Below are 24,314 nucleotides of genomic sequence, written 5' to 3' on the forward strand. Positions count from 1 at the left end.
CGTCAGGCCTGGCCGATGTCGCCCAGATGATGCTGCGTGTATTCGTCGGCGCGCGCGTCGATCGCGTCGTAGTCGCCGGCGTCCGCGTGCTCGATGATCGCGAGCGCGTTGCCGAGCAGCTTCGGGTTGAGCGCCTGCAGCCAGTGGATGCGCGGGTCGCGGCCGAACCAGCCCATCTGTTTGCGGGCGAGCCGCTTGGTTTTCTGCGCAATGTCCATGAACGTGTCGTCGAGGTCGGCGAGGCCGTCGAGATAGTCGACGACCTGCTGGTAGCCGAGCGCGCGGCTGGCGGTGACGCCGAGCCTCGGGCGCAGGCGTTCGACTTCTTCGATGAACCCGCCGTCGAGCATCCGCTTGGTGCGGATATCGATGCGCCGGTCGAGTTCCTCGCGCGGCAGGTCGAGGCCGATCTGCACGGTGGGGATCACGTACCGGTAGTGCGGCAGGCTTGCCGAATACGGTTTGCCGGTCACTTCGATGACTTCGAGCGCGCGGATGGTGCGCCGCGGGTTGTGCGGGTCCATGCGAGCGGCCGCAACCGGATCCTTGGCCTTGAGTTCGGCGAACAGCGCGCCCGCACCTTCGGTTTTTTCGCGTTCCTCGAGCCGTTTGCGCACGTCCGGGTCGGTGCCGGGGAAGGAGATGTCGTCGATAGCGGCGCGCGCGTACAGGCCGGAGCCGCCGACTAGGATCGGCCGGATGCCCCGCGCCTGCAGGTCGCGGATGCACTCGCGCGCGAGCTGCTGGAACCGCGCAACGGACATCGCGTCGTCGGGTTCGATGACGTCGATGAGATGATGCGGCACGGCCGACTGCTCTTCAGCCGTGGCCTTGGCCGTGCCGATGTCCATGCCGCGGTACATCTGGTACGCGTCCGCGTTCACGATTTCGGCCCGCTGGCCACGCGCCTGCAATGCTTTGGCGATGGCGATGCCGAGTCCCGTCTTGCCCGACGCGGTCGGGCCGACGATCGACACGACGCGCGGCGCGACGGTCGGCCCGTCATCCGACCTTACGGTACGTTCGGCGTGCTCAGTGACGCACATGATACGTCTGCCCCTTGGCTGGATCCGGATCGGCGATGAGATTGTGCTTGGCCGCGTGCGTGACGGTCGCGGTGACGAAATCGCCAACCTCGGGCATCGGTTCGCCCTCGGGTACGCCGATGTGGACCAGCACGCCGGTGCGTTCGCGTCCGGTCACGCGGTGCGTGGCCGCATCCTTCTTGCCCGCGACGCCGGTGATCATCACCTCGACGTCACGACCCTCAAACGAGGCGAGGTTTTCGGCCGTGATCTGCTCCTGCAGGGCAACGAGACGCTCGAAACGCTCCTGCACCACCTCGTGCGGCACCTGTTCCATCGCGGCGGCCGGCGTGCCGGGGCGCGGCGAATACTCGAACGTGAACGCGGACGAGAACCGGGCCTCGCGCACCACGCGCATGGTCTCCTCGAAGTCCTCGTCGGTCTCGCCCGGGAAGCCGACGATGATGTCGGTGGAGATCTGCGCGTCCGGCATGGCCTCGCGGATTTTGCCGAGAATGTCAAGGAACTTCGCGGAACGGTACGAGCGCCGCATCGCGCGCAGGATGCGGTCGGAGCCGGACTGCAGCGGGAAGTGCAGCTGATGCATGACGTTCGGCGTCTCGGCCATCGCAGCGATCACGTCGTCGGTGAACGCGGCCGGATGCGGTGACGTGAAGCGCACGCGCTCCAATCCGTCGATCTCGCCGCACGCGCGCAGCAGTTTGCTGAACGCGTACCGGTCGCCGATGCCGTAGCCAAACGAGTTCACGTTCTGGCCGAGTAGCGTGACCTCCTTCGCACCATTGTCGACGCACTGGCGGATCTCGGCAAGAATGTCGCCAGGACGACGGTCGTGCTCCTTGCCGCGCGTGGTCGGCACGATGCAGAACGTGCATGTGTTGTTGCAGCCGATCGAAATCGACACCCAGCTCGAGACGCGCGACGCGCGCGCGGTCGGCAGCTGGCTCGGGAAATAGTCGAGCTTGTCGACCACGTCGACCTGTGCCTCACCGGCGACGCGTGCCTGATCGAGCAGACGCGGCAGCGAGCCGATGTTCTTCGTGCCGAACACAGCGTCCACCCACGGGGCCTTCTTCGCGATCTTCTGGCGGTCGAGCTGCGCCATGCAGCCGCCCACCGCGATCTGCAGGTTCGGACGTTCGCGTTTCATCCGCGCCCACAGGCCGATCGTGCCGTACATGCGCTCGGCCGCGTTCTCACGCACCGCGCACGTGTTCATGACGATCAGATCGATGTCCTTGTCGATCACCTGATCCTCGCTGGCCGGCACGTAGCCGTCGGCCTCGAGCACGCCGGCGATGCGTTCGGAATCGTGCACGTTCATCTGGCAGCCGAGCGTGTGCACGTAGTACACGCCCTTGCCGCGGGACACCGCGTCGCCGACGCCGGCGGCCGTCTCGTACCGTTTCGAGGCACGCTCCGCCTCGGTCATCATGTCTTCGTTCATAGCATTCCATCGTAACGATTGGGCCGGCCAGCATCCTCGCCGGCGCGTGCGGCGCGTCGGCGGAACACCGCACCCAGCGAATTTTCAGGTCCTCCGCATTCGCCCGATTACAATGGACAACCGTGATACTTGACCGACAAAGCCGCATCAATACCAGCGAACTGAAAGCGCGTCTCAAGGCCATCCAATTCGACGACGGACGGTTTCCCACCGACGAGATCACCGAATTCGTCGATCTCATGCAGGTGTACGAGGGCGCGATGTACGAAATCAGCACCAAGCTCGAAATCCTCGACTCCGAGTTTCAGGTGCGGTTCGCGCACGACCCGATCCATCACATGGAGCGCCGGCTCAAGTCCGTCAATTCGATTCTGGGCAAGCTTGAGCGCAAGGGCCTGCCGCTCGAGGTCAACTCGATCCGCGACAACCTGTTCGACGTGGCCGGCGTGCGCGTGATCTGCAACTACCGCGACGACGTGTATTCCGTGTCGAACTATCTGTCGGCGCAAAACGATATCTCGGTGCTGCGCGTCAAGGACTACATCAAGAACCCGAAGCAGAACGGCTACCGTTCGCTGCATGTGATCTACGCGGTACCGGTGTTCCTGTCGTCGGGCGCGCACTACACGCCGGTCGAAGTGCAGTTCCGTACGATCGCGATGGATTACTGGGCGAGTCTCGAGCATGCGCTGCGCTACAAGACGGATCTGCCCGACGCGAAGCTCAGCGAGCATTCGCAGACGCTGCTTGACTGCGCTCGATCGTTGCAGAACATCGAAACGCAGATGCAGAACATCCACCGCGACATCAACGGCGCCCCGCAGGTCGGTGAGGCCCCGAAAGCAGACTGAGTGTGTCGGAGGGACGGCGATGCATGACACCCGACACGCTCCGGGCCGCTCGGCCAAGTCATACGGTCGGGCATCATGCATCGCCGTCCCTCCTCGCCCGCACGATCGACGATCTATACGGCTTCTCTCTTGAACGGATTGGCGGGCAGCTGGGCGAGCATGGTTCCAGCGAAGATGAGCGCGCAGCCGAGGTAGCCGCGCGGCGTCATGACCTCGCCGAGCAGCAATGCGCCGCCGACGACGGAGAAGAACGATTCAAGTGACATGATGAGGCTGGCGCGGGTCGGCGGCACCCACTGCTGGCCGACCACCTGCAGCGTGTACGCGATGCCCACCGAACCGATGCCGGCGTAGAGCACGGCTTCCCAACCCTGCAGGGCGCCCGTCCAGTTCACCGAGCCTTCGATGAGCGAGCCGATCCAGCTGAGCGCGGCCGTGGTGACGAACTGGCCGAACGAGAGCACGAGCGGATCCACGCGCGAGCCGAGCGTGTCGATCACGAGAATGTGCGCGGCGAACAGCACGGCCGTGAACAACAGCAGCAGGTCGGCCAGCGTGAGCGAGCCGAATCCGTCGGTGACACACAGGAAGTAGAAGCCGGTCACAGCGACCACGACGGCAATCACGGTCATCAGATGCACGCGGCGATGCAGGAACACGAATGCGAGCAGCGGCACCATCACGATGTACAACGCGGTGATGAAGCCGGCGCGGCCAGCCGACCGGCCATACAGAATGCCGTATTGCTGCAGCGTGCTTGCGGTGAACAGGAACGCACCGCACACTGCGCCGACGATCGCCGGATTGGAGAGCAGCCGTGCGACTGCGGAAGCCGCGCCGGCGTTGCCGGTGGCTCCCTCCCCCACCGCGGCCGCATGGACGTCATCACTGCCGTCATCGGAGCCGCCGGCAGCGCGCCGCTTCGCGCGTCTCCACAGCAGCAGCGGCACGAGCGACAACGCACCGAGCGTGAACCGGGCCGCATTGAAAAACAGCGGGGTCATGGAATCCATGCCCTGCACCTGCGAGACGAACGCGAATCCCCAAATCAGCGCGGTCAATACGAGGCATGCCATGCCGACGAGTTCCTGCTTCTTCATGGGGCACCACGCTACCGCCGCGCGCCGACGGCATGCAACGGGAAAGCCCCGCCCATGAACGAATCATGGACGGGGCTTTCGCGAGAGACGCATGAACGCGTGCGCCACAACCGGCGCGACGGCTGCAAGCGCTAGTCGCGGCTGCCGAGCAGCTGCAGCACGTACAGGAACATGTTCACGAAGTCGAGATACAGGTTGAGCGCGCAGACGATCGACACCTTCCTGATCATCTCCGGGCCCTGTGCCTCGTAGGCGGAGAGCAGGGCGCGCGTCTGCTGCGCGTCGTACATGGTCATGCCGGCGAAGATGATCAGGCCGATCGCGCACACGAGCTGCGTCATGCCGCTCACCGGCAGGAACGAGAGAACGAGCTGCGAGACGATGAGCACGATGAGCGCGACCATGAGGATCGGGCCGGCCTTGAGCATGTTCATCTTCGTGGTGAGCGAGAACATGGTGAGCACCAGGAAGAACAGAGCCGTCATGCCGAGCGCGACGCCGATCGAACCGAGGTCGTAGACCATGAAGATCGAGCTCAGGGTGAAGCCCATGAGCGCCGCATACACGTAGAACATGACGCGCGCGGTGGACGCCTTGATGCTCATGATGCGGGCGCCGAGATACACCGCCATGCCGACCTGGATGACGGCGAACAGGATGACGCCGATCAGCCCGGTGGCCTGCAGGAACGCGATGTACGCGCCGCTGACCTGCGCGAACACGGCGACGGCCGCGGTGATGAGCAGGCCGATCGTCATTTCGGCGTACGCCTTGGTGACGGACGCACGCTTGGCCGACTGCACCTCCTCATAGGAGTATGCGGTCTGCGCGTTCATCGCAGCCGTGCCGTTGGGCGCGTACGCGTACTGCTGATACTGCTGCCCGTACTGGGACTGTCCATATTGCGGCTGGCCGTACGGATACTGGTTGTTGCCGTCTTGCGGCTGCTGGCCGAATGCCATGATTGCTCCTTAGCTGGTAAACCTGCCCCCATACTACGGGGCCCCACCTTGGAATCAGCTGGGATTCAGCCGCAAGCAAGGCGAATTCACACGATCATTGCAACTCGAACGTGTACGTCACCTTCGTCGCGTCGTCCAGCGAGATCAGATCGGTGACGTCGACGGTGATCGCGGAGTCGTCCTTGAGCACGTAGCCGATCGTGGCGGTGCCGGTCGCGTTCGGCTGGACTTCGGCCATGTACGAGTTGGCGTCGTAGCTTTCCGGCGTTTCCGCGTACACGGCAGTGTCGAGCGCCTGTCCGTTCTGGAACACCTGCGGGTGGGCGAGCACGGCGAACGAGTTGTTCTTGTCGGTCTTGTTCGTCCACTCGTACGTGACCAGCACGGTGGGCTTGCCCTCATAGTCGTTGTCGCTCTTGGCGGCGGACACGATCTTCACGTGCAGGTCCTTGAGATCGCCTTCCATGTCCTGTTCGCCCTTGGTCTCGGTCTTGGTCTCGCTCTTGCCGGAGGACGACGAGGACTGGCCCTGCGACGTGGCGCCGTTCACCGCATCGTCGATGGCCTTGCTCGTGGCGGACTGCATGGCCAGCGTGATCACGATGGCCAGCACGGACAGCACGGCGGCGATGACGGCGAGCGCCTTGCCGCTTTTCTTGCCGCGGAACGTGCCGACGAGGGCGACGAGGGCGAGCAGCACGCCGATGAAGCCGAGGATCGCGGCGAGGTTGTTGACGATCGGGATGAAGCTGAGCAGCAGGCCGAGCGCGCCGAATACGGTGCCGATGACGCCGCAGACGGTCAGGTGCGCCGGCTGGGCCGGCGTCTGGGAATCGGGATGCTTGGACATTATTCCTTCTTTCTCTTGCGTGGAATCGCGTGATTATGACGCTACCGGCGAGGCGCATACGACGTAAGTGGACGAATGGGCGGAGTTCGGCGCCCATTCGGGCAATCGGAGCGACGCAACGCCGCCCGCATGTCCAATGGCGGCGGAGCGGACGTGCCAATACAGTGGGAAGGCATGAGAGTACGGAGAGATGCGTCCGGCCGTATACCCGGACAGGCAGCCACGCGGATGGCGGACGACGAAGTGCCAGTGCGCACCCGGTTCTGGTGCGTGTGCCTGATGATTCCGTGCGCGATCGCCATGTGCGTGGTGCAGTCGTCGATGGCGGCCCAGATCTATTCGCACGGAACGTATGACGGACGCTACCTGTGGATCATTCTAGGTCTGCTGTTGTCGGGCGTCTGGCCGTTCGCGCTGGTGGCCCGATCGAAGTATCCCGAGCCGGTGTTCTGGATATGTCTGGCCGTCACCGTCCTGTTCCCGTACGACCCGCTGCTGATGCTCATGGCGTTGTGCTCGCTGATCGCACGCCGGTCCGGCATCGTGCGCACCGTGCGCGCGGTGGCCGCGGCGACGCCGGTCGCCGTGTGGGCGCAGCTGCGCGACGCGCTGCAGCCGGCGGACGCGTCGTTGTGGCATATCGTGTTCGCCAAACCGTATACGGGCGGCGCGTACGGCGGCGACATGGTCATGCTGGTCGGCGAATCGACGATCATCACCACGGCCGTCGTCGTCGCGCTGACCGGCGTGGCCGTCTCCGTACTGTCAGGGCTGCATATCCGCTCTCGTGCGCGGCTGCACGAGGCAGACGCGAAAACGCGCGCTGCGCAGCATCATGCGGCGAATCTGCAAAGCGATCTCGACAGCCAGCAGCTGGCGGACGCGATCGCGGCCGAAGCGCACGACACGCTCGCCCATTCGCTCTCGCTCATCGCGTTGAACGCGAGCGCGCTGCAGGCCGAGGCGAACCGGCTCGCGCATGACGTCGTATCCGGCGACGGGCGCGCGGCCGACCCGGACGCGGCCCGGCGCGCGGCCGAAACGGTTGCCTCCAAGGCAGACGAGATCCGACGGCAGGCGGCGGGCGCGTTGGACGAGGCGCATTCGGTTATCGACATGCTGCGTCATCCGCAGCAGGCGTGGGAGCGTCTTGCGCCCACCGACGACACGGCGTTGACGCGCGAATCGCTGGAATCGTTGCTGGACGACGTGCGGCAGGCCGGCACGCGCGTCGATACGTGGATCGACATTCGCCAGTTGGGCGATTTGGACGAGAACGTCGGCAAGGTCGCGTACCGGGCCGTGCAGGAAAGCCTGACGAACGCGCGCCGGCATGCGCCGGATGCCCCGGTGTCGCTGGAGGTCACCGCGGGACCGGATACCGGCGTGCACGTGCATGCGAGCAATCCGACCATTCGGACGATGCGCGCCGACGACGAATCTTCCGTTGTCGGCGAAGGTGCCGCCGAGCACGGTCCGCACGGCGGCGCCGGTTTGCCGGGACTGGCTGCGCGCGTGCAGTCGGCCGGCGGAACGTGCCGGTACGGGGTCGACGATCGTCGCGTGTTCCATGTGGACGTGACGCTGCCGTGGACGACGACCGGCGACCGGCCGGACGGACGCGCCGGCGGCGATCGGGCGGACGCGCCCGCCGCATCGGTACAATGAACCCCGTGAACAGCACAGCGCAGCCCGCAGCACAGCCGATCCCGTCAGCCGGCAACGAGACGCCGGACGAACGCGCGGCGGAATCGTCCGCAACGCCCCGCACGGTCACGGTGAGCGTGATCGACGACGATCCGATGGTCTGTCAGGCGATGAGTCTGATCCTTACCGACTATTCGAACGGGCGCATTCGCGTCGTCTCCACGTCGACCGACGGAACCGGCGCGGTGGAACGGGCCGCGGCCGAACGACCGGACGTGGTGCTCATGGACATCGCGATGCCGGGCATGGATGGCATTGAAGCGACACGGCGGCTGCGCGCGCTTCCCCATGCGCCGCACGTGCTCATGCTCACGTCGCTCAACCCGTCGAACACGGTGGAACGTTCCGTAGAGGCGGGCGCGGAAGGATTCGTGTCGAAAACGGATGCGCCGGGCGACATCATCCGCCGCGTGCTCAACGTGTGCGAGGGCGCACCGCAGTTCAACACGGCCAGCCAACGCCAGCTGATCGGCGACCTGCACGCGCAGCGTCCGGTCGCCCGGCGCGACGAGGCCCGCCGTCTGCTCGACGCTCTGCCCGCCCGCGAACGCGAAACAGTGCTGCTCGCGGCGGAGGGGCTCTCGAATGCCGAGATCGCGGCCCGCATGTTCGTCTCGGAACGCACGGCGAAGGCGCACCTGTCGAGCGCGGCCGACAAGCTGAGCATGAATCGCGTGCAGTTGGCACGGCTAGTCGAACGCGCGGACCTGCCGCCCGTCGGCTGATCGTGCATCCCGATGTGTGCCGGGGCAGGCCCGTAGCGTCGTGGCAGGCCGTGCCAACATATGCAGACGGCGCCGTCGACACGCCCGCCGCCGCTCGAACGGCACATAGACGGCCGCTGGTAGGCTTGGCCGTGCAGATCAACGACGGACGAGGGGGCAAATCATGGCGATCAACGCGAAGGAACTGCCGCTGGGCAAGGTGTTCACCCCGGACTTCAGGTTCGAAATCCCCTCGTTCCAGCGCGCCTACATTTGGAAGGCTTCCAACGTGCTGCAGCTCGTCTCCGATCTGCATGAGGCATGCAAGACCCCGGACACCCCGTATTTTCTCGGCTCGCTGATCCTCGTGCGCGCCGGCGGCACCAAGTTCGAGGTGATCGACGGCCAGCAGCGGCTGGTGTCCCTGTCGATCGTCATCGCCGCGCTGCGCGATCTGGAGAAGGATCCGGAGTGGATGCGCCTGCTGGACGCGCTTATCGTCGAACCGGGCGACAAGCTGCGCGGCATCCGCAACGAGCCGCGGCTCACCTTGCGCGAGCGGGACGCCGCGTTCTTCCGCGAATACGTGCAGGAAGGCAATCTGGAGGCGCTGTTCGACCTCACGGACGAGGATCTGTCGAGCACGGCGCAACGCAACATCATGGTGAACACGAAGGCCGCGTACGATGCGCTGGAACGGTTCAGCGACGACGAGCGGCACACGTTCGCATCCTATCTGGTCAACGGGGTGACGCTGGTGATCGTCACCACCGACGATCTGGACGGCGCGCACCGCATTTTCGACGTGATGAACATGCGCGGACTGCCGCTCACCCCGTCCGACGTGTTCAAGGCGCGCGCCACGTCCGGACTCAAGCCGGCCGAAATCGACGCCTACGCGACGCGCTGGGACGACGTCATGGATCCGCTCGGCGACGATCCGCGCGAAACGGAGGAATTCTTCTCCTTCCTGCACATGGCGATCACGCACAAGCCGGCCACGGGCAAACTCATCGAAGATTTTCTCGCGGACGTGGTCCAGCCGCACGTGGCAAACGGCACGGTTCCCTCGTTCGTGGATCGCGTGCTCGCACCCTATGCGACGGCATGGCGCATCATCGGGCATCCGAACGACACGGTGCTGTCGGCCGCGGTGCGCGACCGGCTGGAGGCGCTCGGCGACTATCCCGGCCATGAGTGGAAGCCCGTGGCCATGTGGGCTTTGGTCAACTCGTTCCGCAAGCTCGGTCAGCCCGAACTGTCCCCGTTCGCGCAGCGCGGATCGCATTCGCGTCGTGAAGCGGTCACCGAATCGTCGCTCGGCCTGCACGACCGGCAGCGGCTTGAGGAGCTGCTCGCCGCGCTCGAACGGGTGACCGGCGTGGATACGCTGAACCGCACGCCGTCCATCGATCGTCGCGGCCACGCCGCCGCGGCAATTCGCGATCTTGACAAGGGGTATCCGGTGCGGCTCGTGCGTGGGCTGGCCGTGACTCCCGACGATCGCGCTGGCGCGCTCGTGCGATTGCACGGCGAAATGCAGGGCGACGAAGAGCTGGTTCGTCTGTTGCTGATCCGTGCGAACGAGCAGCGTGCCGAGAGCAGGATCGCCCGCCCCCGCAGGTTGAGCGCGCTGCCGATCATGCCGTTGGACGCGAACGACGACGCTTCATGGTCGGCTTGGTCTCAAGAGGACCACGATTATTGGATGTACCGGCTGGGCAACATGGCGCTCGTGCAGGGCAGCGCCGATCAGCTGGACGGCATCGAAGCGTACGATCGCCGCCGCGACCGCATGCTGCTGCGCGCCGACTCGCGCCGGTATCCGCTGACCCGCCAGTTGACGGACTTCGCCGAATGCACGCCGGCGATGATTCGGCACCGGCAGGAGGAGACGATCCGGCTGATCGCCGACTATTGGGAGATTCGGTACGACGAAAGCCATGCCGATCTGACCCGGCAGGATGTCGAACAACTGGCCAAGGACGCCGGCGCGACCGTCGGCAAGACCGGGCGCGGCTCTCAGCGCGTCACCATCGCGCAGGTGGTGAAGGCCGGGCTGCTGATTCCCGGCGAAACGCTGGTGTGGGAACGTCCGCGCAAGGGCGAACGGTGGATGGTGACCGTGACCGACCACGGCAAGTTCCGGCTCGAGGACGGTTCGGAATACTCCTCCCCCACCGCGGCGGCCCGGGCTGCGGCCGGCGGACGCGCGTCGGGCGGCCTTGACGTGTGGAAGCGCACCTCCGACGGCCGCAAGCTCAGCGACATCTGGAAGGAATACCGCCAGAACCACTAACCCATAAGCCGTCAGCATGAGCCGTTCAGAGAGACTGGAAGGGGCGGGGATCGTCTTGGTTGACGATCCCCGCCCCTTTCGGTTTGCGGTCTGCCGCGACGCCTTTTCAGCAACGGCACGCGCCTTGCGGCCTACTTCATGAGGTTGCGCAGCACGTACTGCAGAATGCCGCCGTTGCGGTAGTAGTCCGCCTCGCCGGGCGTGTCGATGCGCACAACCGCGTCGAACTCGGTCTTGGAACCGTCGGCGTGTGTGGCGGTGACGTGCACGGTCTTCGGCGTCTCGCCGTTGTTGAGCTCTTCGATGCCGTCGATGTCGTACGTTTCGGTGCCGTCGAGGCCAAGCGACGTGTAGCTTTCGCCGGCCGGGAACTGCAGCGGCAGCACGCCCATGCCGATCAGGTTGCTGCGGTGGATACGTTCAAAGCTTTCGGTGATGACCGCCTTCACGCCCAGCATGAGCGTGCCCTTGGCCGCCCAGTCACGCGACGATCCGGTGCCGTACTCCTTGCCGGCGAGGACGACCAGCGGCGTGCCGGCGGCCTTGTAGTTGAGCGACGCGTCGAAGATCGTGGACGGCTTGCCCGTGGTGAAGTCGTAGGTGAAGCCGCCGGGCGTGACCTCGTTGCCAGTGGAGGCGAGCAGGAGGTTACGCAGGCGGATGTTGCCGAACGTGCCGCGCACCATGACCTCGTGGTTGCCACGGCGGGAACCGTACGAGTTGAAGTTCTTCGGTTCGACGCCGCGTTCGGTCAGGTACTTGCCGGCCGGGCTGGACGCCTTGAACGCGCCCGCCGGGGAGATGTGGTCGGTGGTGACCGAGTCGCCGAGCAGGGCGAGCACGCGGGCGCCGTGAATGTCGGCGACCGGGTCCGGCACGGCCTTCATGCCGTCGAAGAACGTCTGGCGGCGCACGTACGTGGACTTCGGATCCCATGCGAAGAGTTCACCTTCGGGCACGTCAAGACCCTTCCAGCGATGGTCGCCTTCGAACACGGAGGCGTAGTCCTTGAGGAACATTTCGCGGCTCACGGTGCCGTTGACCACGGCGGCGACCTCCTCGTTGGTCGGCCAGATGTCCTTGAGGTACACGTCGTTGCCGTCCGGGTCCTTGCCGAGCGGCTGCGTGGCGAAGTCGAAGTCCATCGTGCCGGCGAGCGCGTACGCGATGACGAGCGGCGGCGAGGCGAGGTAGTTCATCTTGACGTCCGGGCTGATGCGGCCTTCGAAGTTGCGGTTGCCGGACAGTACGGCAGTGACGGTCAGGTCGTTCGCGTTGATCGCCTCGGAGATTTCCGGCAGCAGCGGGCCGGAGTTGCCGATGCAGGTGGCGCAGCCGAAGCCGACGAGCTCGTAGCCAAGCCGGTCGAGGTCGTCCTGCAGGCCTGCGGCCTTGAGGTAGTCGGCGACGACCTGCGAGCCGGGGGCGAGCGAGGTCTTGACCCACGGCTTGGGGCTCAGTCCGCGCGCGACCGCATTGCGGGCGATCAAACCGGCCGCGATCATGACGGACGGGTTGGACGTGTTGGTGCATGAAGTAATGCTGGCGATCGCCACGTCGCCGTTGGTCAGGTCGAAGTCGCCGCGGAAGTCGGTGGATACGGCGACCGGCTCCTTGACGGTCTTCTCGGTCTCGTAGGCGGGCAGCGTGTCCTCGAACATCTGCTTGGATTCGGACAGCACGATGCGGTCCTGCGGGCGCTTCGGGCCGGCGATTGACGGCACGACGGTGGACAGGTCGAGCTCCTCGTATTCGGAGTACTGCGGTTCGACGTAATCCGGGTCGGACGCGTCGCCCCACAGCTTGTTGGCCTTCGCGTACGCCTCGACGAGCGCGACCTGCTCGTCCGAACGGCCGGTGAGCTTCAAATAGTCGAGCGTGACCTGGTCGATCGGGAAGATGCCGCAGGTGGAGCCGAATTCAGGACTCATGTTGCCGATGGTGGCGCGGTTGGCCAGCGGCACGGACGCGATGCCGTCGCCGTAGAATTCGACGAACTTGCCGACCACGCCGTGCTTGCGCAGCATGTCGGTGATGGTGAGCACCACGTCGGTGGCGGTGACGCCTTCGGGGATGGTGCCGGTGAGCTTGAAGCCGACGACGCGCGGCACGAGCATGGAGATCGGCTGGCCGAGCATGGCCGCCTCGGCTTCGATGCCGCCGACGCCCCAGCCGAGCACGCCGAGGCCGTTTTCGGTAGTGGTGTGCGAGTCGGTGCCGACGCACGAGTCGAGATAGGCGAGCTGGCGGCCGCGCTCCCCCGCTTTCGTCATGATGACCTTGGCGAGGTATTCGATGTTGACCTGGTGGATGATGCCGGTTCCCGGCGGCACGACGCGGAAGTTGCGGAACGCCTGCTGGCCCCAGCGCAGGAACTGGTAGCGTTCGCCGTTACGCTGGTATTCGATGTCCATGTTCTGCTGGACGGCGTCGGCGACGCCGTACTTGTCGATCTGCACGGAGTGATCGATGACCATGTCGGACTGGACCTGCGGGTTGATAACCTCCGGGTCGCCGCCGAGCTGCTTGACGGCGTCGCGCATGGTGGCGAGGTCGACGATGCACGGCACGCCGGTGAAGTCCTGCATGACGACACGGCTCGGCGTGAATTGGATCTCGTGGCTCGGTTCGGCGTTCGGATCCCAGTCGAGCAGCGCCTTGACGTGCTCGTCGGTGATGTTCGCGCCGTCGATGTTGCGCACGAGGTTCTCGACGAGCACCTTGAGCGAATACGGCAGATGGTCGATGCCGGGCAGGTCGGCAATCGAATAGTAGTCATAGTCCGTGCCGTTCACGCTGAGCGTGGACAGCTGATCGTCGCGTACGGACATGTTCCCTCCGGCTTCTAGGACTGTAATCGGTAACGTCGCCGATTATCTGCCCCTCACAATACCGGCATGTTACCTTGACTCTGGCGTGTCGGCTTGCCATGTGAGATAATCCGCGCCGCGATCGCGACAATCACGTGGCACAGCACGAACACGACGGCGGCCAGCAGCAGCGCGACCGCGGTGGCGGTGATCTCGCGGCCGGTGGGCACCTGCAGCGCGAAGAAGTTCGCGACGAACGGCACGAACATGCCGATCACGCCGGCCGTCGCGAATGCGGCGACGAGAATGCCGCGCCACGAGTTGAGCGGCTGCGCGACGCGGGCGAGCACCAGCACGCCGAGCACGAACACGATGATCGCGTTTGTGGCGCGCAGTTCGGCCAGATCGGCCGCGGTCTCGACGTTCCAGCCCATGACGCGCGGCAGGATCCACGACGAGCAGAGCACCGCGAGCGCGATCGCAAGCCCGCCGGGCAGAGCGAAGCGTACGACGCGCTTGAGGAAACCGGGCAGATAGCGGCGCGTGTTCGGCGCGAGCGCGAGGATGAACGCCGGCATGCCGATCGTGAGCGCGCCGATGTACGTGATGTGCCGGGGCAGGTACGGGAACGGGATGGCCGTGAGGACCACGCCGAGCGAGATGAGCGCCGAATAGACGGTTTTGACGAGGAACAGGCTGGCGACGCGTTCCATGTTGGCCATGACCTGTCGGCCGCGGGCGACCACGTCGGGCAGGTGGCTGAACTTCGAGTCGACGAGCACGACCTGCGCGACGGCCTTGGTGGCGGGCGCGGCGTTGCCCATGGCGATGCCGAGGTCGGCCTCCTTGATGGCGAGCGCGTCGTTGACGCCGTCGCCGGTCATTGCGACGACGTGGTCGTCCACGTGCAACGCCTGCACGATGGCTTTCTTCTGGTCCGGCAGGACGCGGCCGAGCACGTCGACGGTTTCGAGCGTGCGGGCCAGTTCGTTGATGTCGTCCGGCAGTTGCCGCGCGTCCATCGCCACTGGTTTGCGGTCGCCGGTGAGCCGGACCTTGGCCGCGATCGCGCCGACCGTGGCCGGATTGTCGCCCGAAATGATGCGGCAGCGTACGCCTTGCTCGCGGAACCACGTGAGCGTGTCTTCCGCGTCCGGGCGGATCCGCTCCGCGCACACCACCAGCCCCACCGGCTTCGCCTGCGCGTTCACCACCATCTTCTCGTCACTTCTAGAACTGGCGGCAGCCTCGGCTCCCTCGGCTGAGGGAGCTGGCACGGCCGCAGGCCGTGACTGAGGGAGCGTACACCCGATCACCCCAGGAGTCACTTCCGCAATCAAAAGCACACGGTCGCCGTCCTCGGCGAGCGCATTCACCTGCGCGAGCGCGTCCGTATGGTCTCCGTCGAGCGCGCTCAGCAGCACTTCCGGCGCGCCCATGTACCACGTCGTGCCGTTGCCGTACGTCACCGCGCTCCACTTGCGCGCGCTGGAGAACGGCACACGCGAGGCGACCGCCCCGGCCGCGAATCCTTCCCCTCGCAATCCGGCGAGCACTGCCTGCCCGGTACCGTTCGGCTGTTCCTCATTCGCCAGATCGTACAGCGCCTGCTTCGCTGCACGCTCGCCGTCACCGTCGTCATCATCGTCACCGCCGCTGTCGCCGCGATCATCGTCGCATCCGGAAACGGCAGCACCATCAAGCAGCACCATGCGGTCGAACGCGATCCCGCCGTCGGTCACGGTGCCGGTCTTGTCCAGGTTCAGGCAGTCCACGCGCGCCAGCGTCTCCACCGACTCGAGTTCCTGCACGAGCGTGTCGTGACGGGCCAGTCGCATGGCGGCGATCGCGAAGTTGAGCGAGGTGAGCAGCACAAGGCCTTCCGGGATCATGCCGACCACGCCGGCCACGGCCGAGACGACCGCTTGCCGCCACGCGCCGGTCGAGATCGCCGCCGACCATCCGCCGACGGTCTGGATCTGCGACCAGATGAGCAGCGCACACAGCGGCACCACCAGGAACGTCATAAACTTGAGGATCGTGTTGATGCCCTTGTTCAGGTCGGACACGGTTTTCTTGTACACCTTGGCCTGCGCGGTGAGCCCAGCCGCGTACCCGTGGTCGCCGACCGCGGTGACGCGCGTCAGGGCCATGCCGGAGACGACGGTCGAGCCGGAGTACACCGGGTCGCCTTCCCGTTTGCGCACGGTGCGCGATTCGCCGGTGAGCATCGACTCGTCGAGTTCGAGCCCGTACGTGTCGACGACTTCCGCGTCGGCGGGCACCTGATCGCCGGAGCGCAGCCACAGCAGGTCGTCGAGCACGATGCCATCGTGGGAGACGGTCACATCCTGCCCGTCGCGGCGGACGACGTAGTCGGCGGCGACGAGGATGGACAGCTTGTCGAGCGTGCGCTTGGCCTTGAGTTCGGTGACGATACCGATGCCGGTGTTGATGAGGATCACGAAGCCGAACACCGCATCCTTCCACGACCCGGTGAGCAGCACCATGACCATCGCGGCGAGGATGATGCCGTTGAACAGGGTGAACACGTTGGCGCGCACGATGTCGGCGACGGACCTCGACGTGGAGGTTTTCACCGTGTTGACGCGCCCGCCGGCGACGCGTTCAGTCACTTCGCGGCCCGTAAGGCCGGTTTCATCGGTGTGCGGCATGGAAAGACTCGCGTTCATGCCCACCACACTACCGCCCGCGCCGACATGCCCGATCAAACAGTCGACATTCGTCCACGATGTCCGCAATCACGTGCGCGGCTACCGATATTGGCCGGACGCCGTGGTGACGACGATGTCGCGGTCGTGCGGCCGGTCGTTGATGATGTCGGCGAGCGTTTTGACGAGCGACGTCGCGTTCGCGGCATGGTCGTCGACGTGCAGGGCCGCGGCGTACAGCGTGTCGTCGTCGGGAGGCGTGATCGGGTCGATCAGCGCGACGGGGATGCCGGCGCTGCGGGCGAGCCGGAGCGCCCCGTCCCATGCGTCCGCGTCGTCTCCGCCGGCATCGACTCCGGCAACGACGATGGCGTACGCGCGACGGTCGATCATGTCGGAGATGCCCTGCCGCACGGCGTCGACCGGCCGTTGCGCGTCGGCGACGGACACGTACACGGTATTGACGCCGGCGCGGTCGAGCGCGTCGATAGCACGCGTGTCGGGAGCATCCGAGGCGTCGGGATGCGGGGATCCGATGATGCCGACGAGCACGTCGACGCGCGGCTCTTCGTTGTGCGCGACTGCGGGAGCGCTCTCCTGCGTGTCGCCCACGGCCACGCCGGCCGGTTCGCACGCGGCCAGCGGCAGGCATGCGATCAACAGGGCCGTTGCGGCGGCGAGACGGCGGGCGGCCCGGCCTGCCGTCATCATGCAAGCTCCGCGGTGCGACGGAACAGGGCCACCGTTTCGACGTGGTGGGTCATCGGGTAGATGTCGAAGGCGCGCACGTCGGCAAGTTCGTAGCCGAGCGTGCGCAGCGTGCCCGCGTCGCGGCCGAGGCTGGTCGGGTCGCAGGCGATGTAGATGATCGACCGGGCGCCGGATTCGGCCATTTGACGGCAAACCTTGGCGCGGGCTCCGGCGCGCGGCGGGTCGAGGACGATCAGGCCGGGGTGCGCGAGGTGCGCAGGCACGTTGGCGAGGGTTTTCGCCACGTCGCCACAGCGCGCGTCCACGTCGGTCAGGTTGAGGTGGCGCAGGTTGCGCTGTGCGTTCTTGACGGCGGTGCGACCGCCTTCGACGCTGAGCATGTGCGTGCGCGGCACGACGAGCGTGGCGAGCGGCAGCGTGAATAGGCCGGAGCCGGAGTAGAGATCCCAGATGGTCGCGGACGGCTGATCGCCGATCTCTCGCCGGGCGAGGTCGATGACGTGGTTGGACAGCGCAACGGGCGCCTGCCGGTGGATCTGCCAGAAGCCGTTCGCGTCGACCGCGTATTCGAACGTGGTGCCGGCGACCGTCACCCGTTCGGTGAGCCGGTCGCTGCCGGCGGTGAGTTCCCCGTCGACGAGCACGGCGTAGTTGTCACCGGTCGCGCGCCCGTCGCGCGGTTCGGGCACGGACAGGCGGATCTGCGAGCCGGGTTCGAGTCCGCCGTCCCACACGTGCCGTGCGTCGGCCACGGACAGCAGCGCGTTCGTGGCGAGCGGCATGGTGTCGAGCGGGACGCGCACGTGCGTGCCGCGGCGGCGCATGGACGGGTGTCCGTCGTCGTCGGCGATCATTTCGATGCGGGTGCGCCAGTGGAATCCGCCGAGTTCCTCGTCTCCGGCGATGCGTTCGATCGGCACGGCGACGTCGATGTGGCCGAGCCGGCTTAGCTGTTCGGAGACGGTGACTGCCTTCCAGCGCAGCTGTCCTGACAGGGACACGTGCACGAGGTCGGCGCCGCCCACGCCGCCGCCCATGGCGAGGGGCCCCGCGAGCGGCCATGCGGGCGGCACACGGTCGGGGCTGGCTTCGAGCACTTCGGTCACCTCGCCGGTCCAGAACCGGTCGTCACGGTCATGCGGTTCGTCGAGCGTGACGCGCACGAGTTCGCCGGGCAGGGCGAAGCGCACGAAGACGACGCGCCCGTCGATGTGGCCGACGCAGCGTCCCTGGTCGGCGTAGCGTTCGATGCGGACTTCAGCGTCCATGCTTTGCGTTTCTCCTCCCGGATGTTCCCATTACTTGGCTCCCCTTGCCAGGGGAGCTGTCACGCAGTGACTGAGGGGTAGTCAGCACCCACCACATTGCGTTGAATATAGTGTCTATTCAGCTATCTGTCCGCCCACCGGCTCCGACGCCTCGGTCTCCTGCTCCGCAGCCCGCGCGGCGTCCTTGTGCCGGTGCAAAGGCGTGGCGATGATGAGATACGACACCCAGATGGCCAATGCCCAGAACGGGATGCCCATGAGCAGTCGCGCAGTGCCGAGCAGCACCACATGGTCGGTCAGGTACAGCGGCACCTGCACCGCGAGGCGCAGGCCGAACACGCCCACCCACAGCGCGGTGACGATCATGTACGCGCGTTTGAGCGCCTTGTCGTCCATCCAGTCGCGGAACCATGCACGGAAATGCTCGGTGGGCAGCGACCGGATGAATTCGACCATCAGGCCGAGCCCGGGCACGCGCGCGATCAGCGAGACGGACAGCAACACCATGTACGCGGCGTTCGTCAGGAAGCCGAACATGTAGTAGTTGCGCGCCTCGTGGCTTTTCCACGCCCAGATCAGGCAGATGCCGACCGCGAACAGGCCGCTCAGCGCGCCCATCGCGGACTGCCGTTGAATAAGCCGGACGAGTACCTGCACGACGGCGAGCGCCGCCGAGACGGCGATGGTGAGGTTCAAGTTGCTGGTGGCGACGAACAGGACGACGAACACGACGCCCGGCAGCATCGATTCGACGACGCCGCGCGGCCCGCCGATCGCCTCGATGACGGAGAAGTCCCCGTCATCGCCGGCGGCGGCGAGTGACGCCATGCCCGTGCGTTTTTTCGTTTCGGTCATGTCGTTGTGCGGATATACGTCGGGCGACTAGCGGACTTCGGAGAACATCGGGCCGCGCGACAGCGTGGTCTTGACTTCGACCTGCTGGTCGGAGTCGAACGGGCCGGTCGGCTTGTTCGGAATGTCCTTGAGATGCTCCTTGCCTTCGGTTTCGCCGTCGGCGGCCTCCTGCATGGCCTTGCGCTGGGCGGGCGCAATCGGCGGGTGCATGGGGATGAGGTCGCGCGGGGCGAGCGGCTCCTCGCCGCGTTCGACGACGATGTCGGCGAAGAACTTGTTGAGCGCCTGTGTTTCCGGATCGTCCGGGTCGGAGGCGGCCTTGCCGGAGAAGATGCCGCGCAGCATCCAGCGCGGGCCGTCCACGCCTACGATGCGCGTGTTGAGCGTCTTGCCGCCCTTGAGGCTGACCGGCAGCTTGAGTTCGGTGCCGAACACGCCGGCCTCTTCGGTGGCGTCCTTATTGGCTTCCATCAGGTCGGCGCGCACGTCGTCCCACAGGCCGAGGGTCTTGGGCGCGGCGAACGCCTCGATTTCGAGGCTGGACGAACCGTAGGTGATGGTGGAGCCGAGGATCGTCTGCGTGGAGCGGTTAGCCTTGATGCGCAGTTCGATGCCCTGCAGGAACGGCAGGAAGTAGGCGCCGAGGTCGAGGTAGTCGTCGTAGTCGGGCACGTCCTCGTCGTTCGTGTCCCATGGGCCGTATTGTTCGCCGCGGCCCTCGTACTCGGTGACAGCTTCGGTCGGGTATGCCGGTTCAGTCTGCTCGTCGGCGGCGGAATCGGCGTCGGTGGTTTCGGTAGTGTCTTCGGTCTGGTCAGCGACGGCTTCGTCCTGATGCTTTTTCTTCTTGCCGAATCCAAACAGTCCCATTGGTGTTCCTCATTTCATTGACGGTTGCAACCGTGACTAGCGTAGCACCTCGCCTTGCATTTGCCTTGCGGTTGCCTGAATGTCTCGTCGCGCGCGCCCGCGCCGGGCACCGGTGAGCGAAGCTCACACAACGAACAGTCCGGTGGACTGTTCGTAGCCGTGCGCATCTGCGCACGCGCTGGGCACTGGTGAGCGAAGCTCACACATCATACGTGATCGTCAGCGGCGCATGGTCGGACCATCGCGCCTCGTACGTGGGCGCCTTGTCGATGACGAATCCGCGCGCGGTTTCGGCGAGCTCCGGCGTGGCGAACTGGTAGTCGAGCCTCCAGCCGACGTTGTTGTCGAACGCGCGCCCGCGCTGGCTCCACCACGTGTACGGGCCCTGGATGTCGCCGGCGAGATCGCGCATCACGTCGACGAACTCGTATTCGTCGAGCCAGCGGTCCACGTACGCGCGCTCCTCGGGCAGGAATCCAGCGTGCGTTTCGTTGGCCTTCGCGTTCTTGATGTCGAGCGGCGTGTGCGCGATGTTGAAGTCGCCGCACAGCACGGCCTGTTTGCCGCCGTGCGCGGCCTCGTCGCGCAGCTGGCCAAGCCGGACGAGCATGGTGTCGAGGAACCGGTATTTCTGGCTCATTTTGACCGGGTCGTCGGCGTTGCCGGCGTGCACGTACACGCATACGACGGTAATCTCGTAGCCTTGCGGCGTGCGCAGGTCGGTTTCGATCCATCGTCCCGAATCGACGTCTTCCGTGAGACCCGGCAGGCCGTGGCGTTGCGCGACGACCGGCAGGTCGCTGAGCAGCGCGACGCCGGCGCGTCCCTTGACGCGGCAGATCTCGTTGGTCAGCGCAAGATCGCTGGCCTCTGCGATCGCGCCGGATTCGGCGTAGGCGCCGGCGAGCCGGCCGACGATGCGGTCGATGTCGGGTTGCGGCGCGCGCACTTCCTGCATGCACCAGACGTTTGGCGTGTTGCGTCCGGCCCAGTCCGCGATGCCCTTGCGTTCGGCCGCGCGGATGCCGTTGACGTTGGATGTGGTGATGGTGATCATGGCATCCCATCGTAGCCCAACGGCCTACGCGCGCGGGAATGCCTGCGCGTAGCGCGACTTGAGCTGCTCGATGGACACGTGCGTGTAGCGCTGGGTGGTTTTGAGCGACGAGTGGCCGAGCATCTCCTGCACTTCGCGCAGGTCCGCTCCCCCGTCGAGCAGGTGCGTGGCGGCACTGTGGCGCAGCGCGTGCGGACTGATGTCGGGCACGCCGGCTTCGCGTGCGAGCCGGTGCACGACGCCGCGCACGACGCGCTGGTCGATGCGTCTGCCGCGCACGCCGAGGAACAGCGCGCGCTCGCCGTCCGCGGCGATTACCCGCGGCCGCCCGCGTTCCAGCCATGCGGTCAGCACCGCGGCGGCGGGAGCGCCGAACGGCACGACGCGCTGCTTGTTGCCTTTGCCGGTGACCTTGAGCGTGCGATGGGAGAAGTCGATGTCGCCGACGTCCAGTCCAACAAGTTCGGCGACGCGGATGCCGGTGGCGTACAGCGTTTCCATGATGGCCGCGTCGCGCAGGTCGATCGCTTCTTTCTCTGGATCGTCGTCGCGGCGCGCGTCGGTGTCGTCCATGAGCCGTTCGGCCTGCGCTTCGGTGAGTACGGCGGGCAGCGTGTTGGGGATTTTCGGCGTGAGCAGCACGGCGGCCGGGTCGGCGGGCATGAGCCCGCGTTCGTGCGCCCACGCGAAGAAGCCGCGCACGGCCACGACCTTGCGGGCCATGCTTGAGCGTGCGTGCGTGCGCGAGGCGTCGGCCATCCATTCGCGCAGGTCGTCGGTGGTGATGCCGGGCAGTTCGTCGCATGCGCGTGCGGCCAGCCAGTTCAGGCATTCGGCGAGATCGGAACGGTACGCTTTCAGCGTATTGGCGCTCAGGCCGCGGTTCGCCTTGAGATAGGCCAGAAACCCGTCCAGCGCGGTGTCGAACGCCATCATGCCCTCCTTGTAGATGCTGCTGTTCATGCTACCCGCCCGCCGATAGACTGTGCTTGTAACCGAGCGAGAAAATGAGGCGGCAATGGGACGACATTCGGCAGTGAAGGCTCCACGCGGCGCGACGATGGGCGCGGGTAAGGCGACGGCGGCGGCTGGAGCGAAGGGCACGGCGGCGGACGGCGAGGTCGTCGCTCGGGCGATCGATTTGACGAAAACATACGGTGACAAGGATTCGCAGGTCGTCGCGCTCGACCATGTGAACGTCGAGTTCATGCGCGGGCAGATGACCGCGATCATGGGTCCGTCCGGCTCGGGCAAGTCCACGCTCATGCACTGCATGGCCGGGCTCGACAAGCCGACCGGCGGCAAGGTGATCGTCGAGGGGCTCGAGGTATCCGCGATGAACCAGCGGCAGCTGACCAAACTGCGCCGCGACCAGATCGGCTTCATTTTCCAGTCGTTCAATCTGGTACCGACGCTTACGGCCGAGGAGAACATCCTGCTGCCGCTGCAGATCGCGAAGCGTCCGATCGACCGTGCGTGGTTCGACAAGGTGGTCGACGTGGTCGGCCTGCGCTCGCGGCTCACGCACCGTCCGAGCCAGCTGTCGGGCGGTCAGCAGCAGCGCGTCGCCTGCGCGCGTGCGATCATGGCGCGGCCGAGCGTGATCTTCGCCGACGAGCCGACCGGCAACCTCGATTCGCATTCGAGCCGCGAAGTGCTGGGGTTCCTGAAGAATTCGGTGCGCGAGTACGGGCAGACGATCGTGATGGTGACGCATGATCCGCGCGCCGCCTCGTACGCCGACCGCGTGCTCGTGCTTGCGGACGGCCGCATCACGCAGGATCTGCAGCATCCGACCTACGACGAGATCCTCGAGGTGTTCGCCGGCGAGGGCGACGAGGTCGATGACGGGCCGCAGGCCGACGCGACGAGCCGGGAGGACGCAGAGTGATCCGCATCGGCTTGCGCGACGCGCGCGCCCATTTCGGCCGGTTCGTCATGTCGATCATCGCGATCGCGCTCGGCGTGTCGTTCGTGGTCGGCTCGTTCTGTTTCCGCGAGATGATGAGCAGCCAGGTCGACCAGATGCTCGCGTCCAATTCGGACGCCGACGTGTACGTGCGCGGCAGCGAGGAGCAGAAGAACGACGAGACGTCGCTGGACATGTCGTCTTCCTCCTCGTCGGCTTCGTCGTCGTCATCATCTTCTTCGTCGTCCGACGAGTCGAAGTCGTACAACCGCATCGACGAATCGCTGGCCGACGACATCGCCAAGGTGCAGGGCGTCAAAACCGTGTCGGTCACGTATTCGGTGTCCGGCATCGTGCTCGTCGGCAAGGACGGCAACGCCGTGTCCACCACGGGCGCGCCCACGGTGGCGCTCGGCCTCGCCAAGGGCACGTGGCGCGCCGCGACGCTCGCCGAAGGCCGCTGGGCGAAGACGAAGAACGAGGTCGCATTGCACTCGTTCGCCGCCGAAACGGCCGGTCTCAAGGTCGGCGACACCACCAAGCTCGTCTATCCGGACGGTGCCGCGGACGTGAAGGTCGTCGGCATCTTCGACACCGATTCCAGCCAGGCCGGCGCGATCATCGTCGGGCTCGCACCGAGCGTCGCCAGGGACTACTTCCAGCAGGAAACCGGGCAGATCGGCATGGTGCGCAACATCGGCGTCTACGGTTCGGCGAACGATGGCAAGCCGCTGACCGCCGCGCAGCAGCAAACGCTCGCCGACCGCATCGGCAAGGCGCTGCCGGCCGGGTCGAAGGCGCGCGCGGTCACCGGCCAGCAGGTGCGCGACGACAGCGCGGCGGCGACGAAAAAAGCACTCGGCTTCATCCAGCCGCTGATTCTGATCTTCGCGATCATCGCACTGTTCGTCGGCTCGTTCATCATCGCGAACACGTTCTCGATGATCGTGCGCGAATCGATGCGCGGCTACGCGCTGCTGCGTTCGGTCGGCGCCTCCCCCGCGCAGGTGTTCTCCACGGTGATCGTGCAGGCGATCGTGCTCGGTCTGGTCGGCTCCGGCTGCGGCATCGGGCTCGGCTGGGGCATGGTGCGGCTGATCGTCGCCGGCATGGACCGCATGGGCATGCCGATGTCCGGCGCGGTGGATCCAAGCCCGTCGGACATGCTCGTCGGACTGCTTGTGGGCGTGTTCGTC

Annotated in this window: 19 protein-coding genes and 1 pseudogene; 6 read left to right on the plus strand and 14 right to left on the minus strand. The window is 66.1% G+C overall.

Annotation, left to right across the window (positions count from 1 at the left end; all coding sequences use genetic code 11):
* Nucleotides 1-2 precede the first annotated feature (2 nt).
* Entirely contained in the window at nucleotides 3-1,046 is a 1,044-nt protein-coding gene (miaA, locus tag BBIA_RS06525) for a tRNA (adenosine(37)-N6)-dimethylallyltransferase MiaA (protein ID WP_051923859.1), read from the minus strand.
* Nucleotides 1,033-2,493: a tRNA (N6-isopentenyl adenosine(37)-C2)-methylthiotransferase MiaB gene (miaB, locus tag BBIA_RS06530; RefSeq protein WP_033494803.1), complete on the minus strand. Its 1,461-nt coding sequence runs from the start codon at nucleotides 2,491-2,493 to the stop codon at nucleotides 1,033-1,035. Before miaB ends, miaA begins: the two co-directional genes overlap by 14 nt.
* A 122-nt stretch (nucleotides 2,494-2,615) precedes the next feature.
* Between miaB and BBIA_RS06535 the strand changes: the two genes are divergently transcribed.
* Nucleotides 2,616-3,344, plus strand: a complete 729-nt coding sequence (locus BBIA_RS06535; protein WP_033494805.1) for a GTP pyrophosphokinase — start codon at nucleotides 2,616-2,618, stop codon at nucleotides 3,342-3,344.
* 113 nt (nucleotides 3,345-3,457) lie between these two features.
* Here BBIA_RS06535 and BBIA_RS06540 read toward each other — a convergent pair whose 3' ends face one another.
* The 3 genes from BBIA_RS06540 to BBIA_RS06550 all read right to left on the minus strand — a co-directional run bounded on the left by BBIA_RS06540 (nucleotide 3,458) and on the right by BBIA_RS06550 (nucleotide 6,256).
* Nucleotides 3,458-4,420, minus strand: coding sequence for a DMT family transporter (locus BBIA_RS06540; protein ID WP_033494906.1), 963 nt, complete (start codon nucleotides 4,418-4,420; stop codon nucleotides 3,458-3,460).
* A gap of 155 nt (nucleotides 4,421-4,575) precedes the next feature.
* Nucleotides 4,576-5,406, minus strand: a complete 831-nt coding sequence (locus BBIA_RS06545; RefSeq protein ID WP_033494807.1) for a Bax inhibitor-1/YccA family protein — start codon at nucleotides 5,404-5,406, stop codon at nucleotides 4,576-4,578.
* Between the two features lie 94 nt (nucleotides 5,407-5,500).
* On the minus strand, nucleotides 5,501-6,256 hold the full coding sequence (locus BBIA_RS06550; protein WP_033494809.1) for a DUF5067 domain-containing protein: 756 nt from the start codon (nucleotides 6,254-6,256) through the stop codon (nucleotides 5,501-5,503).
* Nucleotides 6,257-6,535: 279 nt separating this feature from the next.
* On the opposite strand from BBIA_RS06550, the gene BBIA_RS06555 reads away from it, so the two are divergent.
* From BBIA_RS06555 to BBIA_RS06565, 3 genes are all read left to right on the plus strand, one after another.
* Nucleotides 6,536-7,924 (plus strand): sensor histidine kinase, encoded by a 1,389-nt coding sequence (locus BBIA_RS06555; protein ID WP_152600599.1) that lies wholly within the window; start codon nucleotides 6,536-6,538, stop codon nucleotides 7,922-7,924.
* 110 nt (nucleotides 7,925-8,034) lie between these two features.
* On the plus strand, nucleotides 8,035-8,688 hold the full coding sequence (locus BBIA_RS06560) for a response regulator transcription factor (RefSeq protein WP_033494909.1): 654 nt from the start codon (nucleotides 8,035-8,037) through the stop codon (nucleotides 8,686-8,688).
* 163 nt (nucleotides 8,689-8,851) lie between these two features.
* Complete coding sequence (locus tag BBIA_RS06565; protein WP_033494811.1) at nucleotides 8,852-10,966, plus strand: GmrSD restriction endonuclease domain-containing protein; 2,115 nt, start codon at nucleotides 8,852-8,854, stop codon at nucleotides 10,964-10,966.
* Between the two features lie 131 nt (nucleotides 10,967-11,097).
* On the opposite strand, the gene acnA is transcribed toward BBIA_RS06565, so the two are convergent.
* From acnA to BBIA_RS06605, 9 genes and pseudogenes are all read right to left on the minus strand, one after another.
* On the minus strand, nucleotides 11,098-13,797 hold the full coding sequence (gene acnA, locus BBIA_RS06570; RefSeq protein WP_033494812.1) for an aconitate hydratase AcnA: 2,700 nt from the start codon (nucleotides 13,795-13,797) through the stop codon (nucleotides 11,098-11,100).
* A gap of 53 nt (nucleotides 13,798-13,850) precedes the next feature.
* Entirely contained in the window at nucleotides 13,851-15,122 is a 1,272-nt protein-coding gene (locus BBIA_RS15230; RefSeq protein ID WP_420796690.1) for an HAD-IC family P-type ATPase, read from the minus strand.
* A pseudogene (locus tag BBIA_RS15235) lies at nucleotides 15,104-16,451 on the minus strand (HAD-IC family P-type ATPase); the annotation flags it as partial. The gene BBIA_RS15230 and the pseudogene BBIA_RS15235, both read right to left, overlap by 19 nt.
* A gap of 99 nt (nucleotides 16,452-16,550) precedes the next feature.
* Nucleotides 16,551-17,159, minus strand: a complete 609-nt coding sequence (locus BBIA_RS06580; RefSeq protein WP_051923860.1) for a type 1 periplasmic-binding domain-containing protein — start codon at nucleotides 17,157-17,159, stop codon at nucleotides 16,551-16,553.
* Nucleotides 17,156-18,427: a class I SAM-dependent RNA methyltransferase gene (locus BBIA_RS06585; RefSeq protein WP_033494817.1), complete on the minus strand. Its 1,272-nt coding sequence runs from the start codon at nucleotides 18,425-18,427 to the stop codon at nucleotides 17,156-17,158. The genes BBIA_RS06580 and BBIA_RS06585 overlap by 4 nt, the downstream gene beginning before the upstream one ends.
* A 114-nt stretch (nucleotides 18,428-18,541) precedes the next feature.
* Nucleotides 18,542-19,282, minus strand: coding sequence for a DUF3159 domain-containing protein (locus BBIA_RS06590; RefSeq protein ID WP_033494818.1), 741 nt, complete (start codon nucleotides 19,280-19,282; stop codon nucleotides 18,542-18,544).
* A 27-nt stretch (nucleotides 19,283-19,309) separates the two neighbouring features.
* A complete protein-coding gene (locus BBIA_RS06595) occupies nucleotides 19,310-20,152 on the minus strand; it encodes a DUF3710 domain-containing protein (RefSeq protein WP_033494821.1) in 843 nt (280 codons plus the stop codon).
* Nucleotides 20,153-20,351: 199 nt separating this feature from the next.
* The gene (locus BBIA_RS06600; RefSeq protein WP_033494823.1) at nucleotides 20,352-21,209 is read right to left on the minus strand and encodes an exodeoxyribonuclease III; all 858 of its coding nucleotides are present in this window, start codon (nucleotides 21,207-21,209) and stop codon (nucleotides 20,352-20,354) included.
* 24 nt (nucleotides 21,210-21,233) lie between these two features.
* Entirely contained in the window at nucleotides 21,234-22,142 is a 909-nt protein-coding gene (locus BBIA_RS06605; RefSeq protein ID WP_033494825.1) for a tyrosine recombinase XerC, read from the minus strand.
* Nucleotides 22,143-22,269: 127 nt separating this feature from the next.
* On the opposite strand from BBIA_RS06605, the gene BBIA_RS06610 reads away from it, so the two are divergent.
* Together BBIA_RS06610 and BBIA_RS06615 are read left to right on the plus strand one after the other, a co-directional pair.
* Nucleotides 22,270-23,100, plus strand: a complete 831-nt coding sequence (locus BBIA_RS06610) for an ABC transporter ATP-binding protein (protein ID WP_051923863.1) — start codon at nucleotides 22,270-22,272, stop codon at nucleotides 23,098-23,100.
* The coding region (locus tag BBIA_RS06615) for an FtsX-like permease family protein (RefSeq protein WP_035138165.1) at nucleotides 23,097-24,314 on the plus strand (1,218 nt) is incomplete at its 3' end. The genes BBIA_RS06610 and BBIA_RS06615, both read left to right, overlap by 4 nt.

It is taken from the genome of Bifidobacterium biavatii DSM 23969 (genome assembly GCF_000741165.1).
Lineage (GTDB): Bacteria > Actinomycetota > Actinomycetes > Actinomycetales > Bifidobacteriaceae > Bifidobacterium > Bifidobacterium biavatii.